At 62.3% G+C, this 15,149-nt stretch carries 13 protein-coding genes and 1 pseudogene; 9 read left to right on the forward strand and 5 right to left on the reverse strand.

The annotated features are described in order from the left end of the window. Window positions 1-559 precede the first annotated feature (559 nt). The 9 genes from GKC28_RS22200 to GKC28_RS22240 are packed head-to-tail and all read left to right on the forward strand — an operon-like array spanning window position 560 to window position 10,602. Window positions 560-991 carry a ParB N-terminal domain-containing protein gene (locus GKC28_RS22200; protein ID WP_065269494.1) on the forward strand — a complete coding sequence of 144 codons (432 nt, stop codon included), beginning with the start codon at window positions 560-562 and terminating at the stop codon, window positions 989-991. After that, entirely contained in the window at window positions 988-2,361 is a 1,374-nt protein-coding gene (locus GKC28_RS22205) for a Y4yA family PLP-dependent enzyme (protein WP_174149165.1), read from the forward strand. The genes GKC28_RS22200 and GKC28_RS22205 overlap by 4 nt, the downstream gene beginning before the upstream one ends. Then, the gene (locus GKC28_RS22210) at window positions 2,362-3,372 is read left to right on the forward strand and encodes a cysteine synthase family protein (RefSeq protein WP_174149166.1); all 1,011 of its coding nucleotides are present in this window, start codon (window positions 2,362-2,364) and stop codon (window positions 3,370-3,372) included. Further along, window positions 3,369-4,508, forward strand: a complete 1,140-nt coding sequence (locus GKC28_RS22215) for an NAD/NADP octopine/nopaline dehydrogenase family protein (protein WP_174149167.1) — start codon at window positions 3,369-3,371, stop codon at window positions 4,506-4,508. The genes GKC28_RS22210 and GKC28_RS22215 overlap by 4 nt, the downstream gene beginning before the upstream one ends. Continuing rightward, window positions 4,508-6,397, forward strand: coding sequence for an IucA/IucC family siderophore biosynthesis protein (locus GKC28_RS22220; RefSeq protein ID WP_174149168.1), 1,890 nt, complete (start codon window positions 4,508-4,510; stop codon window positions 6,395-6,397). Before GKC28_RS22215 ends, GKC28_RS22220 begins: the two co-directional genes overlap by 1 nt. Continuing rightward, complete coding sequence (locus tag GKC28_RS22225; RefSeq protein ID WP_174149169.1) at window positions 6,394-7,623, forward strand: MFS transporter; 1,230 nt, start codon at window positions 6,394-6,396, stop codon at window positions 7,621-7,623. Before GKC28_RS22220 ends, GKC28_RS22225 begins: the two co-directional genes overlap by 4 nt. Next, window positions 7,620-8,792, forward strand: a complete 1,173-nt coding sequence (locus GKC28_RS22230) for an ABC transporter substrate-binding protein (protein WP_368041159.1) — start codon at window positions 7,620-7,622, stop codon at window positions 8,790-8,792. Before GKC28_RS22225 ends, GKC28_RS22230 begins: the two co-directional genes overlap by 4 nt. Continuing rightward, window positions 8,789-9,856: an iron ABC transporter permease gene (locus GKC28_RS22235; RefSeq protein ID WP_065269487.1), complete on the forward strand. Its 1,068-nt coding sequence runs from the start codon at window positions 8,789-8,791 to the stop codon at window positions 9,854-9,856. Before GKC28_RS22230 ends, GKC28_RS22235 begins: the two co-directional genes overlap by 4 nt. Next, the gene (locus GKC28_RS22240) at window positions 9,850-10,602 is read left to right on the forward strand and encodes an ABC transporter ATP-binding protein (RefSeq protein ID WP_174149170.1); all 753 of its coding nucleotides are present in this window, start codon (window positions 9,850-9,852) and stop codon (window positions 10,600-10,602) included. The genes GKC28_RS22235 and GKC28_RS22240 overlap by 7 nt, the downstream gene beginning before the upstream one ends. 482 nt (window positions 10,603-11,084) lie before the next feature. Here the strand turns inward: GKC28_RS22240 and GKC28_RS22245 are convergent, their stop codons facing one another. From GKC28_RS22245 to GKC28_RS26565, 5 genes and pseudogenes are all read right to left on the reverse strand, one after another. After that, window positions 11,085-12,074, reverse strand: coding sequence for a sterol desaturase family protein (locus tag GKC28_RS22245; RefSeq protein WP_174149171.1), 990 nt, complete (start codon window positions 12,072-12,074; stop codon window positions 11,085-11,087). Between the two features lie 48 nt (window positions 12,075-12,122). Continuing rightward, window positions 12,123-13,526 carry a DUF4856 domain-containing protein gene (locus tag GKC28_RS22250; protein WP_174149172.1) on the reverse strand — a complete coding sequence of 468 codons (1,404 nt, stop codon included), beginning with the start codon at window positions 13,524-13,526 and terminating at the stop codon, window positions 12,123-12,125. Between the two features lie 184 nt (window positions 13,527-13,710). Then, entirely contained in the window at window positions 13,711-13,962 is a 252-nt protein-coding gene (locus GKC28_RS22255; RefSeq protein ID WP_174149173.1) for a hypothetical protein, read from the reverse strand. Window positions 13,963-14,064: 102 nt separating this feature from the next. Then, window positions 14,065-14,550 (reverse strand): bacterioferritin, encoded by a 486-nt coding sequence (gene bfr, locus GKC28_RS22260; RefSeq protein WP_174149174.1) that lies wholly within the window; start codon window positions 14,548-14,550, stop codon window positions 14,065-14,067. A gap of 475 nt (window positions 14,551-15,025) precedes the next feature. After that, window positions 15,026-15,149, reverse strand: a pseudogene (locus GKC28_RS26565) (IS5/IS1182 family transposase); the annotation flags it as partial.

Here is a 15,149-nt window from a genome sequence, read left to right on the forward strand (position 1 = left end):
GATTCGCTGATACCGCTTTCGCCCGACAGATCTTCGAAAACCTGCAGGCGAAGCGGCAAAAGGAAAAACAGTCAGGGAGCATGGGTTGTCACCTCGGGCGGGGAGCGTTGGCGGTGATAGGGACGGGCGCCGGTATGCAGCCATACCGCCCGTTATGCGTGCGACCACTGTATCGAAGGGCATTGCAGCCCGTGCATTGGCTTTGACCTGACCCGCGGGTCTCTAAATCAGTCAACGGCGCTTTTGGTGCCGTAAAAAGGTGACCGGAGATAAGCCCTCCTCTCGGTCAGAGTTTCAAATGGGTCAGTGTTCTATTCCATAACTTGTGGGAACTATACAAATTTTTCAGTGCCGCCGACGCCAATAACCATCCAGGCGGCTATGCCGTGGCTGAAAGGAATTTACTTCCTGACTGGGCATAGCCAAGTTATCTGGCACTGCCGGTCTATGTGTTGACAGCTCAACCTCAACGGGCTAGAGCGTCCCTGCCAGCGTATTCCGACTGTAATTGTCAGGATAGCCAGTCTACTTCCTTTCCGTGAATCCCAGGCTGGCCAGAATGCAGTATACCCTCATATCGCCTACTCGTTTGACCCCCACGGAAGAAGTGGATTTCGACAGGGTTGCAGACCTGCAGGCAAAAATCCTGCTGGGCGGCCGCTGGACTGTCCCGATTACAGTGGAGAGGAACGCGCTGTTCGTGATGGACGGCCACCACCGGCTGGCCGTTGCGCGCCGGCTGCGGCTGGCGGTGATGCCTGCCGTTCTGCTGGGATACGACGCGGTGCAGGTGGAAAGCTGGCGGCCCGGTGAGACCGTCACCCCCGCAGATATCTTTGCAATGGCCCGCAGCGGCCGCAAATTTCCCTATAAGACGACGCGCCATGTCTTTCACCAGGATCTGCCCGGTTGCGACGTGCCGCTGGACAGCCTGCGCTGCGCAGTTCCGGCAGGCCATGCGCCGTCACAAATCGCGAGCGTAATGCCATGACCTTGCACTGCCAAAAGCCGGGCGCGGGCCTGTCCCCGATACTGCGGCCGGAGATATCGGAGCTGCTGACCAGCGGCAGCGGGCGCCTTGCGGACTGGGTTGCGCAGTATGGCTCGCCGCTCAATCTGATCTGGCCCGATGAGCTGCCAGGGAATATCGCAAAGCTGAGGGCTGTCCTGGACGAAAGCGGCGTCCAGCACATGATCTATTACGGGGCGAAAGTGAACAAATCGCCTGGTCTCATGAATGCGGCCCTGCGGGCCGGGGCAGGCATTGACGTCTCGAGCCTGTATGAATTGCGCGACGCCAGGCGGCTTGGCGCCGAAGGCACCCGGCTGGTGGCGACCGGCCCGGCCAAGACGGAAGCGTTCCATCACGAGCTCATCGGCTGCAACGCCCTAATCTCCGTGGATTCTCCGGAAGAGCTGGAGGATCTTGTGCGGTGCCTGCCGGCGCATGGCGCGGGACAGCGGGTGTTGTTGCGCCTGTGTCCGGAAGGGCAGTCCGCGAGCCGCTTTGGCATGCCGGCGGATGCCATCCGTGACTGTCTGGCGCGCATTGTCGGCGACAGCAGGATTGATCTTGAAGGCCTGCATTTCCATGTCAGCGGCTATCGCTGGGAGACCCGCGCAGCGGCCCTGATGGAGGCCGCGGGCCTGATCGCCGAGGCCCGGGCAATGGGCTTTGCGGCGCGCATGATCGACATTGGCGGCGGCCTGCCGGTCCAGTATGTAGACCCCCTGGCTTATGAGGCGCATCTGGCGGCACAGGTCCCGGAGGATTACCGCACCGGGAAGGTTCCGGAGTCCTGCTACCCCTACGGCGGCACGCTGTCGGCGGCTGACTGGCTGCGCCGGCTTTTGCAGGCACCGGCCGGCGGCGGCCGCAGCATTGCCCAGTATCTGGCGGATGAGGATCTGGTTCTGGCGATGGAGCCCGGCCGCGCGCTGACGGATCAGGCGGCGGTTTCCGTCTTCCGGGTGTCCCGGGTGAAGGCCCTGGGCGCTGGCGCGTATGTCATCTTTGCCGAAGGCAGCAGTTTCAGCGCGTGCGAAACCTGGTTTGCCTCTGAATATCTGGTCGATCCGATCCTGATCCCGGCGCAAGCGCCGCCAGCCGCAGCAGAGCCCGTCCGGGGCTATCTGGCGGGTCACAGCTGCCTGGACGAGGACGTCCTGAGCAACCGCTGGCTCAGCTTCTCCGTGACCCCGCAAGCCGGAGATCTTCTGGTTTACGCCAACACCGGCGGCTACCAGATGGATCTCCTTGAAAACGAATTCCACCGCCACCCGATGCCGAACCGCCTGTGCGTGGTTCCGGACGCGAATGGGCAGCCGGCACTCATCCCTGACACACTTGGAGAGGCATAAATGCTCTATACGTCCACAACCCAGCTGATCGGCCAGACGCCGGTCATGTCGATTGCCGTCCCGAACCGCGACGCCGTGCTGGTGCTGAAGATCGAGAAGAACAACCCCGGCGGATCCATGAAGGACCGCATGGCGCGCAGCATGGTGCTGGCCGCGCTCGAGGACGGGCGGCTGGCGCCCGGCGGGACGATCGTCGAATCCTCGTCGGGCAATACCGGCATCGGGCTGGCGCTAGCGGCGCTTGAGTTCGGCCTGCGCTTCATCGCGGTGGTCGATCATCATGCGGCGCCGGACAAGATCCGCACGATGCGGGCGCTGGGGGCGGACATCCGCTATGTCGAAGGCGATTTCCGCGAGGATGAAGTGGCCGTGGTCGAGCGCCAGCGCATGGCCGCACAGCTGGGCGCGCAGCTGCCCGGAGCGCTGTTCATGAACCAGTCCGACAACCCCGCAAACCCGGACGGCTATGCCGGATTTGTCGATGAGCTTCTGGGGCAGCTTCCGGAGGGCATCGACGCCTTTGTCGGATGCGTGGGGACGGGCGGGTCGATGACCGGGATTGCCCAGCGGCTGAAACGGATTAACCCTGCCGTGCGCACGATCGCGGTGGAGCCGGCGGGGTCGATCGTTTTCGGGCAGCCCGGGCATCCCTATTACCAGTCCGGAACCGGGACGCCGCAGGGCGATGAGGTCGGCAAGGTGCTCGACTACGGGTGCATCGACGAGGGCGTGCAGGTGACCGACAGCCAGGCCTTTGAGACGGCGCGCTATATCGCCCGCCGCAAGGGGCTGATGGTTGGTGGCTCCACCGGCGGCACCATCTACAAGGCGCTGGAGTTCATTGCCTCGGGCAAGCTGACCGGGGCGGTTGTGACGCCGGTTGCCGACGGCGGCGAAAAATACTTGGGCTCGGTCTTCGACGACGGCTGGATGGCGGAGCGCGGCTTGCTGGATCCGGCGGTGGCGGCGCGGCTAGACGCCTGGCTGACGGCAGAGGCGCGCGCGGCATGAAGGTCACGATTTGCGGCGGCGGCCAAACCGGCCATCTCTACGCCGTGCTGTTCAAGCAGCGGCCGGGCATCACCGTTTCCGTCCTGACCGGTAGTCCCGAACTGGCCCGAGGATGGGCCCAGGGCAGCGGCGACTGGCAGGCAACGGCGGCGGATGGCCAGACCGTGGGCGCGCGGCCCGACTATGCCGGCACCGATCCGGGCGAGGCGCTGCGGGACACGGATATGGTGATCGTGACGCAGCCTGCCCAGGCGCGGCCGGCGCTGATGCGCCGGATCCGCGCGCATCTTCCGGCGGACAGACCCGTCTATCTGGGGGCGATCCCGGGGTCCTGCGGCTTTGACTGGCTTGCGGAAAACGCCGTTGACGGGCATGGCAATGTAGTGATTTGGGGCATGAAGGACGTTCCCCATACGGCCTTCGGGCTGGTTCCGGGCCGGATGGTGCGTATGGGCGGCAGCAAATCGCAACTTTTCGCGGCCCTGCACCGGCGCGAAAGCGCTGCCGCCCGTGCGGCTCTTTCCGGGATGCTTGCCCGGCTTTTCGATGCGCCGGTCACGATGCTGAATGACTTTCTGGAAATCACCCTGACACCGGGGAACGCGCTGATGCACCCCGCCGTGCTGTACGGGCTGATCGGTCCTGACGCGCCGTGGCAGGACAAGCCTTTCGATGAACCGGTCTGCTGGTGGAGCGACTGTCCGCGCGCCAGTGCCGAATTGCTGGAGGTCTGCGACGCGGAAAACCAGGCCATCCGCGATGCGGCAACGGCGCGGCTTGGAACCGATCTCAGCTCGGTCAAGCCGCTGCGGCAGGAGCTGATCGAGGCTTATGGCGGCCAGATCGAAGACGGCCGGACGATGTATTCGCTGCTGCGCACCAACCGGGCCTATGCGGGCATCGAGGCCCCGCTTGTGCCCAATCCGGACGGGGCGGGGCTGGTGATCGACCGCGAAAGCCGCGCCTTTCACGAAGACATCGCCTTTGGCCAGGCCCTGCTTGTGACGATGGCGGCACGTTTGAACGTGGGCATTCCCGCCATCACGAAAATCTATCAATGGGCCTGCCGGTATCACGGTGGTCTGGCGGATGTGATGCCGGACTACGTGCCTGCCGCCTGGCCGGAGGCTGCCTGATGCAAGAGACAATGATGACCAAGGCGGATGCCGATCCCAAGGCATGCGATGCGCGGCTGAGGGCGGATGCATCGCGCAATGCGTTTGGCCGGCTGGTCCGCTGCCTGTTTGCCGAACGTCTGCTTGACCCCGGTGCATTGCTGTGGGCACGCGATGGCCGGCAGGCGTGGTTCCCTGTCTGGGAGACGCGCCGGGTCCTGCATTTTACCGATCTGCGCCGTGCTCCGGCGGGAACGCTGCAAAACCGCGGACATATCGAGGTGCTGGACGACACCGGCACCTGTCATCGGATTGACGATGCCGCGTCCCTGATCGCGGAAGTTGCGCCTGCGCTGGCGATTACGCCTGCGCAGGACGGCCTGGAGCATCTGTTGCGCGACCTCAGCGACAGCATGCGCAATGATGTCTTGGCACGCTGTCACCGGGAAAGCTGGAGCGCCGATCTGCGCCGGGACATTGCCGCCGCAGGCGCCTCCGGGTTCATCGCCTATCTTGAACGCAGCCTGCCGCCGCATCTGGCGGCCATGGCGCTTGATCAGTGGGGCGCCCTCGAAGGCCATCCTTTTTATCCGACATGGAAGGCTAAGCCCGGCCTGTCGCCCGAAGATGTGCGGGCCTTGTCGCCCGAGTTTGGCGCCCGGGTTCGCTTGCGCATTTCGGCGCTCCGGAGGGATTGGGCCTATGTGGAAACGATGCCGCAGGCCGGCAGCTATCCGGACTGGTTCTCAAAAAACTTTCCGGGCCTCTGGCGCGACTGGACCGAAGGTCTGAAGGCGCGGGGGAAATCGCCGGACGACTGGCTGCCGCTTCCGGTCCACCGGTGGCATCTGGACAATTTCCTGTGCCGGGAATTCGAGGCCGAGATCGCCTCCGGCGTTTTCGATCCGGACGGCCCCGAGATCATGACGCTGCCGTCGATGTCGTTCCGGACAATGCTGCCGGACACGCAGGAGCCCAGACCTTTCATCAAACTGCCGGTGGCGGTCTGGCTGACCAGTGAGCAACGCACCCTGCAGGCCAAGTCGATCCATATGGGCCCCCGCCTCAGCGCGCTGATTTCGGACATTGTCGCCAAGGAGGAGGAGCTTCGTGGCAGGCTGGAGATCTTCACCGAAGAAGTCGGCATGATCCTGCGCCATCCCGAGACGGGCGACGAGCATCCGGGGCGGTTCCTTTCGGTGGTGTACCGCAATACGGACTCTTTGGCGCGCGAGGACGGGCTTGTGCCGGTTGCCGTCGCCGCGCTGCTGACGGCTGGCCCGGCTGACGGCCGGCCTCTGATCTGCGAACTGATCGCCAGAAATGGTGACGAGAGCGAAGCGGCCGTAAGGGCGTTTTTCCGTGCCTACGCTCGCACCGTCATCCGGCCAACGCTCACGATGTATCTGCTCTACGGGATCGCCTTTGAGGCGCATCAGCAAAACAGCACGGTGCTGTTCGGCCCCGCGGGGCAGCCGCAAAAGCTGCTGATCAAGGATTTCGGGGACGGCCGCAGTTTCGCGCCGCTGCTGGAGGAGCGCGGTTACCACCTGAAACCGTTCAGCCAGAAGGGGATCTTGCCCACTTCATTCGACAAGGATATCAGCCTCGTGCGCTCTTTCGTCATCGACGCCTGCTTTGTCTGCCATCTGCATGAGATGGCCCTGTGCCTGAGCGAACAGTATGAAATCCGGGGCAGCGGTTTGTGGCGCATCCTGCGGGAAGAGACCACAGCGGCGTTTGACGCGCTGCGGCCGCGGGTGTCGTCCGGCATGTTCTGGCAGCAGGAACGCGCCGCGTTTCTGGAAAGCCCCTGGCCGACACGCTCGGTGCTGCGGATGCATTTGGAGCGCTATCGCGACTACCGGGTCGAGCATGACCTGCCCAACCCTCTGGCGGAGGCGGAATGACGGACGTCTCCGCCGGGTTCCGGAGCTTCGGGTCTGTTTTTGCGCTCCTGTTCGGGCTGCAGTTCGTTTCCATGGGCGCGATGGAGATGAGCGGCCCGTTCTGGCCGATCCATATCGAGGCCTTGGGCCCTTCCGGCAGTGTTTTCGGCCTCGCCGGAATTGGTGTCTATATGTGCCCGATGCTTGGAATATCTCTCACCAGCGCCTTCTGGGGGCGGATGGGAGACCGCTACGGCAACCGGCTGATGATGGTGCGCGCACTTGCGGGGCTGGCGGTGACGCAGTTGCTCATTGCCTTTGCGTCCGATGTCTGGACACTCCTGGCGCTGCGCTTTCTCCAGGGGGCGTTCGCAGGCTATATCGCGCCGGCCCAGGCCTATGGCGTGCAAGTCACCGAGGGGCGCAACCGCGCCAGCCTGTTCGCGTGGCTGCAGGTGGCGACCAATGTCGGGTCGCTGGCGGGGGCGATTCTGGGCGGTCTGATCCTGGACGCGCTGCCCTTCGCGGCCATCAACCTGACGGCGGGCATGATCTGCGCCCTGTGCGCCGCCATCGCCTGGGCAAGCCTGCCGGTGCCGCCAGCCGGAGCCGCCGCTGCCAGGCCGGCGCCGGCGCAGGCATCCATCGCCGCGCCGCCGGTTGTGGCGCCGGTCGCGGGGCTTTTGATGCTGATGGGGGTGCTGCTGGCCAGCCGCATGGTGCTGCAGGTTCCGTTTGCCCTTTACATGACACAGGTTTTCGGTGCGCAGCATTGGATGACCGGCCTGAGCTACGGCCTGCTTGCACTGGGCTTTGTCGTGGCCGCGCCTTTCTGGGCGCAGCTGTTCGAGGGGCGGTCGCCCGCCTTTGTTCTGGGGGGGAATGTGCTGATTTCAGGCGGCTGTCTTGCCGTCACCCATCTGGCCGGGATCACGGAGTCGGTGGCCGTTTTCGCAGCGTTCTATTTTGTCTGGGGCGTGTTGCTTGGCGGAACCACGCCGGTTCTTCTGTCCCTCATTTCAACAGCTGCGCAGAGTGACCGGCAGGGCTCGGTTCTGGGCATTGCGCAAACCTGTCAGCAGAGCGCTTCGATTGCCGGTATCGCCGCCGGGGTTACCGTGACCCGGTTCATGGGCCTGGATGCCGCGTTCCCGCTGGTCTCAGCCCTCTACGCGCTGTCGTGCCTTCTGGCGCTTGGCCTGTGGCTCAGGCTGCGCCGTTTCTCCCAGGAAGGAAATTTATTGTGAAAGCGTGCAGATCCATTGTTCACGCCCTGCTGATGGCTTTGGCCTTGATCGTGACCGGCCCGCCGGGCGCCTTGGCCGGCGGAAACCCCGCGGCACAGGAGCAAAGGCCGATGACCGTCACCGATATCTTCGGGCGCGAGGTGACCCTGAACGCACCGGTCAGGCGCATTCTTCTGGGCGAGGGGCGGCAGCTCTACCTGATCGCCTCGCTGGTTCCCGAGGATCCAGCGGGTCATTTGGCCGGGTGGCGCAACGATCTGATCGAGGCCGACCCGGCCACCTATGCGCGCTATCTGGAGGCGTTTCCCGGCCTCGCTGCGCTGCCCGCCTTCAAAGGCCAGGAAGACAGCCTGATCGACATCGAATCCGCCATCATCCAGAAGCCGGACGTGGTTCTGCTCAACCTCGAAGCCAAGCGCGCCAATGAGGACGCCCGGTATGTTGAGAAGCTAGCGGCGCTGGACATTCCGGTTCTTTACATCGACTTCCGCCACCATCCGCTGAAAAACACCGAGCCGACCATCCGTCTTCTGGGCCGGATTCTGGGGCGCGAGGCCCGCGCGGAAGAGATCATCGCCTTCCGCAACCAGGCCATAGCGCGGGTCACCGGCGTGCTGGCCGAACACAACCCGGAGCGGCCCAGCGTTTTTATCGAGCGGATCGGCGGCTATTCTGAAGATTGCTGCCTGTCTTTCGGGGCCGAGAATTTCGGAAAGTTTGCCGAACTGGCCGGGGGGCGCAATATCGGCAGCGAAATCATTCCCGCCACCTTCGGCCAGCTCAACCCGGAACAGGTGATCGTTGCCGACCCGGAGCATGTGGTCGTGACCAGCGCCGACTGGGAGGCCTATGTCCCCGGCGGCCGCTGGATTCCGCTGGGACCGGGCGCCGATGCGGCGGAGACGCGCAGGAAGCTTGAGTGGTTCACCAGCCGGGACGCATACACCGGCATTGCCGCGCAGGAGACCGGGAATTTCCACGGCATCTGGCACCAGTTCTACAACAGCCCGTATGAGTTTGCGGCGATTCAGATCATGGCGAAATGGTTCCACCCGGAGCTGTTTGCCGATCTCGACCCGGACGCGACCTTTGCGGAGTTTCATCGCCGGTTCCTGCCCATCAGCTACCGGCCCGGCTACAGCACCAGCCTTTCCGGTGGCCCGTCATGACGACTATGCAAACCGAAACCGCAGCCCTTGGCGGCACCGGCACCTACAGGGCGCTCAGCCTCAGGCGGCAGCTCATTCTCCTTCTGCTGACAGTTGGCCTGGGGGTTGCCGTGCTCGGCGATCTCGCGACGGGACCCGCCCGCTATGGGCTGGGTGAGGTGCTCGCCACGGTCATTGCGCCGGCCGAGGCAGACAGGCAGATGCAGGTCATCGTCTGGTCGATCCGCATGCCGTCCGCGCTGATGGCGGTGGTGGTCGGGATGGCGCTGGCAATTGGCGGCGCGCAGATGCAGACCATTCTGAACAACCCGCTGGCCAGCCCGTTCACGCTGGGCATTTCCGCCGGTGCGAGCTTTGGCGCGGCCCTGGCGCTTGCCTTCGGCGTCGCCTTGGTGCCAATGGCGGGCGACTATATTGTCGCGGCCAATGCCTTTGTCATGGCGATGGCGACGGCCTTCATCATCCATCTGGCAAGCGTGCGGCGCGGCGCCTCAATTCAGACCATCGTGCTGCTGGGGATAGCGCTGGTGTTCAGCTTCAATACCGCGCTCGCCATCATCCAGTATTTTGCCGCCGAGCAGGCGGTTGCCGCTGTTGTATTCTGGACCATGGGAAGCCTGACCAAGGCGACCTGGCCGAAACTGGCCATCACCGTGCTGGCAGTGGCGCTGACCCTGCCGGTCTTCCTGCGTCGGCGCTGGCAGCTGACGGCATTGCGGCTGGGCGAAACCCGCGCGGCGAGCTTCGGCATTCCGGTGCGCCGCCTGCGGCTCGAGACCCTCGTTCTGGTTTCGCTTCTTTCAGCCATCCCGGTGGCATTTGTCGGGACGGTCGGTTTCATCGGTCTGGTCGGGCCGCATATCGCCCGCATGATGGTCGGCGAGGACCAGCGCTTTCTGCTGCCAGCCAGCGCCCTGACCGGCGCGCTGATCATGTCCCTCAGCTCAATTTTGGCCAAGATCGCCGTGCCGGGCGCGGTGTTGCCCATCGGGATCGTCACCGCGGCGATTGGCCTGCCCGTCTTTCTTTATCTGATTTTGAAAAGTGGAAAAGAGATATGGTAGCGCTCAGCACCCATCGCCTCGGGGCGCGGTTCGGATCGCGGCAGGTGCTGCGGGAGGTCTCCCTGCCGCTCTGCCGGGGGGGCGAAGTCGTAGCGGTGATCGGCCCCAATGCGGCAGGCAAATCCACCCTGTTCCGGCGGATCGCCGGGATCCTGCCGGGGTGCGGCGAGTGCCGCCTGGAAGGCGTGCGCGACGCCGAACGCGCCATTGCCTACATGCCGCAGGATCAGACAGGCACGGCGGTTCTCACCGTTTTCGAATCTGTCCTGCTTGCCCGCAAGCAGGTCAGCGGCTGGCGGCTGGCGGCAGATGACCTGACGGCGGTGGAGCGGGCCCTTGAGGCGCTCGGTATCGGTAGTCTTGCCGATGAGCTGCTTTCCGAACTGAGCGGCGGTCAGCGCCAGCTTGCCGGCCTGGCGCAATGCCTGGTGCGGGAACCGCAGATACTGCTTTTGGATGAGCCAACCAGCGCGCTCGACATGCACCGCCAGCTGGAGGCCATGTGCCGCGTGCGCAGCCTGGCGCAGGACACCGGCATGCTGGTGCTGATCGCGCTGCACGATCTCAACCTGGCGCTGAAATTCGCCGACAAGGTCGCGATCCTTGCCGGAGGCACATTGCACGATTTCGGCACCGCGGCTGAGGTGGTGACGGCGGACAACCTCGCGGCCGCTTTCCGGATCAGGGCACGGGTCGAAGCCTGCTCTCAAGGGAAGCCATGCCTGATCGTCGACGACGCGATCTGACATTTGGCAAATGGGACCAAAAAGCGCGGGGCCATGAACGGGAGCAGCACCTTTGATTGAGGCCATGATCACATCGTGGCCAAAATCGACCATGGCCCAATATGAGGCGGCGGTGTCGATTTCGGCGGAGATCGCCCGTTTTGGCGTACTCGTCGAATGGGTGATTTATGTGGGCAGAAGTCGAAAATGGCGAAAGGGCCAATGCCGCGCACCTTGCCGAGGGTATCGTCAGCCTAAGCTGACGCGGACTGTCCGTTCGGCAGCACCGGCCAGGCAGGCGTTCCATGCTTTGGCCCAATTCCGTGCCCGTTCACTTTCATAACCGGTGAAGCTGCAGAAGCTGTCCGCACAGCGATAGCAGTATTCCCGCAGGCATTATCGAAACCGTATAGACTGTCGGACAATTTCTAGATCTGGCGTTTCCTGTGCATAATCTTATGGAAACCTTATTGACTGTACCCGAAAATTTCGCTCCCAACCAGTCAGCCTCTGAGCAGCACCCGCCTCGCCATGCCCGAGGCGGTTCTGGCATGTTTGCGGACGATCCGGCCAATGTCCCGCAGAGGCTGCAGATAAAGGACCTGCAGGCTGGCCGCCGAACTGCGTTCAGAGGCATCCAGCCCGAATTGCAGTTCCTCTTCCCCATGCGACAGATGCAGCGAATTGAACATCCAGTCCCACACCGCCAGCGCCGCGCCGAAGTTCTTGTCGAAATGCCGCTCCGCCACCGAATGGTGCAGCTGGTGCTGGGCGGGCGAAATCAGGATGTGCTCTAGCCAGGGCCAATAGCTGATGCGGATATGCGAATGGCGCAGGTTTGAACCAGTAACATGGAAAAGGAACACCAGCACATTGACACCGACCACGGTGTAGAGGCTGACTGCATCCCCGAACAGGTAGTAGAAGACCGGGATAACGCTGCCCTGCACCACGACCCCGCGCAGCGTGTGCAGCACTCCCTCCAGCGGATGCACACGGTAGACTGTTACAGGGGTCAGCGTGGTGGCTGAATGATGCACCTTGTGAATGGCCCACAGCAACGGAAACCGGTGCATCCAGCGATGCGCCAAGTATTTGGAGAAGTCGTCCGCCAGAAACAGCGTTACAGTAAACAGTGTTACAACCGTTCCCTGACCTGTTCCGCTGAAATAGGACGGCGCCAGGAAATCCAGGCCGTGCAGAAAGAAATAGATACTGGTTGCTATTGCCACCTGTGACAGAAGCAACGGCGAGATCAGGAATGTGAACAGCCGGTTGATCACAAAGATTTTGCAGTCTGCCATCGAGGATTTGGACAACAGAACCTTGGCATCAAACACGCGGATTAAGGCCGCCTGCAGCGGGTTCTTGCGGATGAAGACAAGCCAAGCCAGCGCAATCAGGACCGACAGGGCCAGATAGCCGAAGAACACTCGTTTCTTCGGGTTGGCAAAATCCGCAAACACGGAGGTGATCTGTTCCAGGATATCCACTGCGATGCTTCAAGCGGGCAGCACCTGCCAGTGCTGCCCGCTTCGGTATCAGTCGGTCTCGGCGCCGCCGTCGCCGCTCAGGCTGTCGACCAGCCCGGCCAGCTCGGCAGTTGCATCATTGGCGCGCGCTTCGATGCCAAAGCTCTCCGCCAGCAGTTCCTGCACCCTCAGCATGTGCAGCTGGTAGCTGTTCCAGGACATCTTGCGGTTCTTCTCAAAGTTGCCGTCAGCATCCAGGCCGCTGACAAAGGTGCCGTCCAGCGTCACCGGGCCGTATCCAATCAGCCTGTTCAGATGCACTGCGGTCTTACCCAGGTTGTTCTTGCCGCTTTGCAGCGCCATGGCAAAGCCTTTCAGTTCGCCCCAGTGCTTGACATACTTGCGGAAGGCCTCGGCGCGGGCCGCGTCATCAGAGGCCTCTGTGATGCCAGCGATATCCTTGTAAACCGAACCGGCATATTTGAATGCGGCCTCGGCCAGAACCATTTCCCAATTGTCGGCGATGACCTTGGCGTAGCCCTGCAGCTGCGCGCGCTGCTCGCCGGTGAGGTTCTTGCCTTCTGCCGAGGCAATCAGCTCCCGGCCGTCGATGAAGGCCTGCATGATGGTCGGCAAATAGGCGGTCTTGCCGGACTTGTCGGCGGCCGCCGCGTAATAGGCCGGACCGAAGACATACTCGCTCTTCAGGTCGATCACACCGTCGCCATTAGCATCCGCAGTGCCCAGATCCTTCATCTTGGCAATATTGTAGTTATCCTCCGCGCTCAGCGTCAGGCTGTGCGCCGCAGCGCCAAAGTAGCCAAAGGCCTCATCCCAGACATGCTCCTTGCCGGAGTAATAGGCGCCATCCTTGTAAGGCTCGCCGTTGGGCTTAACACCCGCGTCCAGTTTTCCGTCCAAATAGTTGTCGACCGCCTGGTTGTAGGGCATTGCACCCATGGTGAACTTGGAGATCAGCTGCGCATAGTCATAGCCGTTCACCGGATCATAACCGCCTTCGGTTCTGGCCGCCTGGGAGATCATGTGCAGCACAACTTCCTTGCCGGTCATGCCGCCAGGCCAGGCAGGCATCGCGCCATCGTAAAACTTGCCTGCGATATTCTTGCCCGCGGAAATCTCTTTCAGGGTGGTTTGCTTGACCGGGAAGCCATCCTTGGACACCGGTGCGATAATCGGCAGATCCTGGTCCGAGCCGTTGAAGTAGCTCAGCATCTGCGCTTCCAGTTCCGCCGCATTACCGCCGCCGTCGCCCTTGCCTGCCAGTTTCTTCAGGCTGTCATGCAGCACGTGGCGCGCCACCTGGCCCGAGTAGGACACTGAGCTGGTTTTATCCCCATCGTACCCTTTCACGGTAACCGGGAACGGGCCATAGGTATCCGCTGCATAGGCGGAGCCCGCAAACAGCGCTGTGACCACAAGACAAGTTGTCAGCTTGAGTGAGTTCTTGATCATTTCACCTTCCTCTGCCGGGTCTTGAGTGTTTTACTCAAGTTTAATTCTTGAGAGAAAAGGTCATATTTCTTACCAGCCTGTCAAGCCACAAGGCTTTGACGGGTCGCTTATTGCAACCATGTCGTGAAAGGATTGGGCGATTGTGGCCTCTTAAGCTGCAGCGCCTCAAGATGAAAACGCTGATCTAAAGATTTGCCACGTAGTCCAGCCCTTCAGCCGTAATCGAAATTCTTGATGGAATCGGAAAGGCACCAAACCTGTTTGACTGTTCAGCAAACTCAACAAGGCCTTGATCGCGCATCTGGATCAGACTTGCCTTCAGCCAGCGGTCAATGCCTGCACCAAATGAGGCTGGCATTTCCATCGCCTCCGGATAGCAGCGCGCAAGTGCCTTCAGTAAGTTCAGTTCGAAATCCGGGTCGGAAATCCCATCCATCTTTCCTGCCCTAAAATTCTCAAAGGCACCCGGCAGCCTGTCCCTTGTCCTTCTGCTGCCTTGCCTGCTGCGGCGGCCAGTCCGGCCGCCGCCAGGATTGCCTTAGTCCGCTTCTTCCATTTTGGTTGCATTGAGCTGCGCATAACGCTCTTCGCCAATGCTCTTCATCAGATCCAGCTGGGTTTCCAGGAAGTCGATATGACCTTCCTCATCAGCCATCAGCTGTTCGAACAGGCCCATTGATACGTAGTCGCCTGCAGCCTTGCAGACGTCTCGAGCCTCCTTGTAAAGCGCCCGTGCGTCCACTTCGGCGGCCAGATCGCATTCCAGCGTTTCCTTCGGCGTCTGCCCGGTCCGGATCGGATCCAGCTTCTGCAGGTTAGGATGCCCCTCTAGAACGAGGATCCGCTCAATCAGCTTGTCCGCATGCTCCATTTCTTCGATGGATTCCTCGCGGCTTTTCTTAGCCATGCTTCCGAAGCCCCAGTCTTCCTGCATGCGGTAGTGCAGCCAGTACTGGCTTACCGCCGTCAGTTCATGCTTGAGAGCCTTGTTCAGATACTCGAGAACCTTTTTGTCGCCTTTCATGGAACGTCTCCTCCGCTGCCTGGGTATGCATCTTCAGTTGCTGAGAGCACTTAAGGTGTTCAATGTAGCACGAGACGGTCAAAAGTCCGAAATGTCCGCCGCTGCGTGAATTCGTGGTTTCAGATCTGCCGCATGCTGTTGGAATGGCCGCATTTCCTTCTGCCATGCGGCGGGAGAAATTCGGCGGTGCAACGCACCGGCACGCTGCGTGCGTACGCAGCAAAATTTCAGCACTTCCGGAGTGGGCTCTCCTGAAACCTTCGCCGCCGACCGCTTGAACGGCGGCACCAGTTTTGCAAACGACCGCGCATCGAACGAGACGGTTGTGGTTCAAGGGTTTCGCCCGCTTTGCCGATGGCAGGTGGACACCTCCGATAACCCCGGATTTGGTGGCCTTTGAGCGTGAGTTGGGCTTATGGCAGCCGCGAACGGGGGCCTGCTGGCGCAAGCCAGTGGCTTCAGGTCGCCCTTGGCGTCAGGCCGGCGCCGTTCGGCTGAGAAGCCAACGCAGCCGGCCGATGTTGTAGACCATGTTGGCCAGCGTGATCGTCGCCCTGGCCCGGGCCAGCCCTATTGTTCGGATGGTCAGACCCATGCGA

It is taken from the genome of Leisingera sp. ANG59, assembly GCF_013317235.1.
Taxonomy (GTDB): Bacteria; Pseudomonadota; Alphaproteobacteria; order Rhodobacterales; family Rhodobacteraceae; genus Leisingera.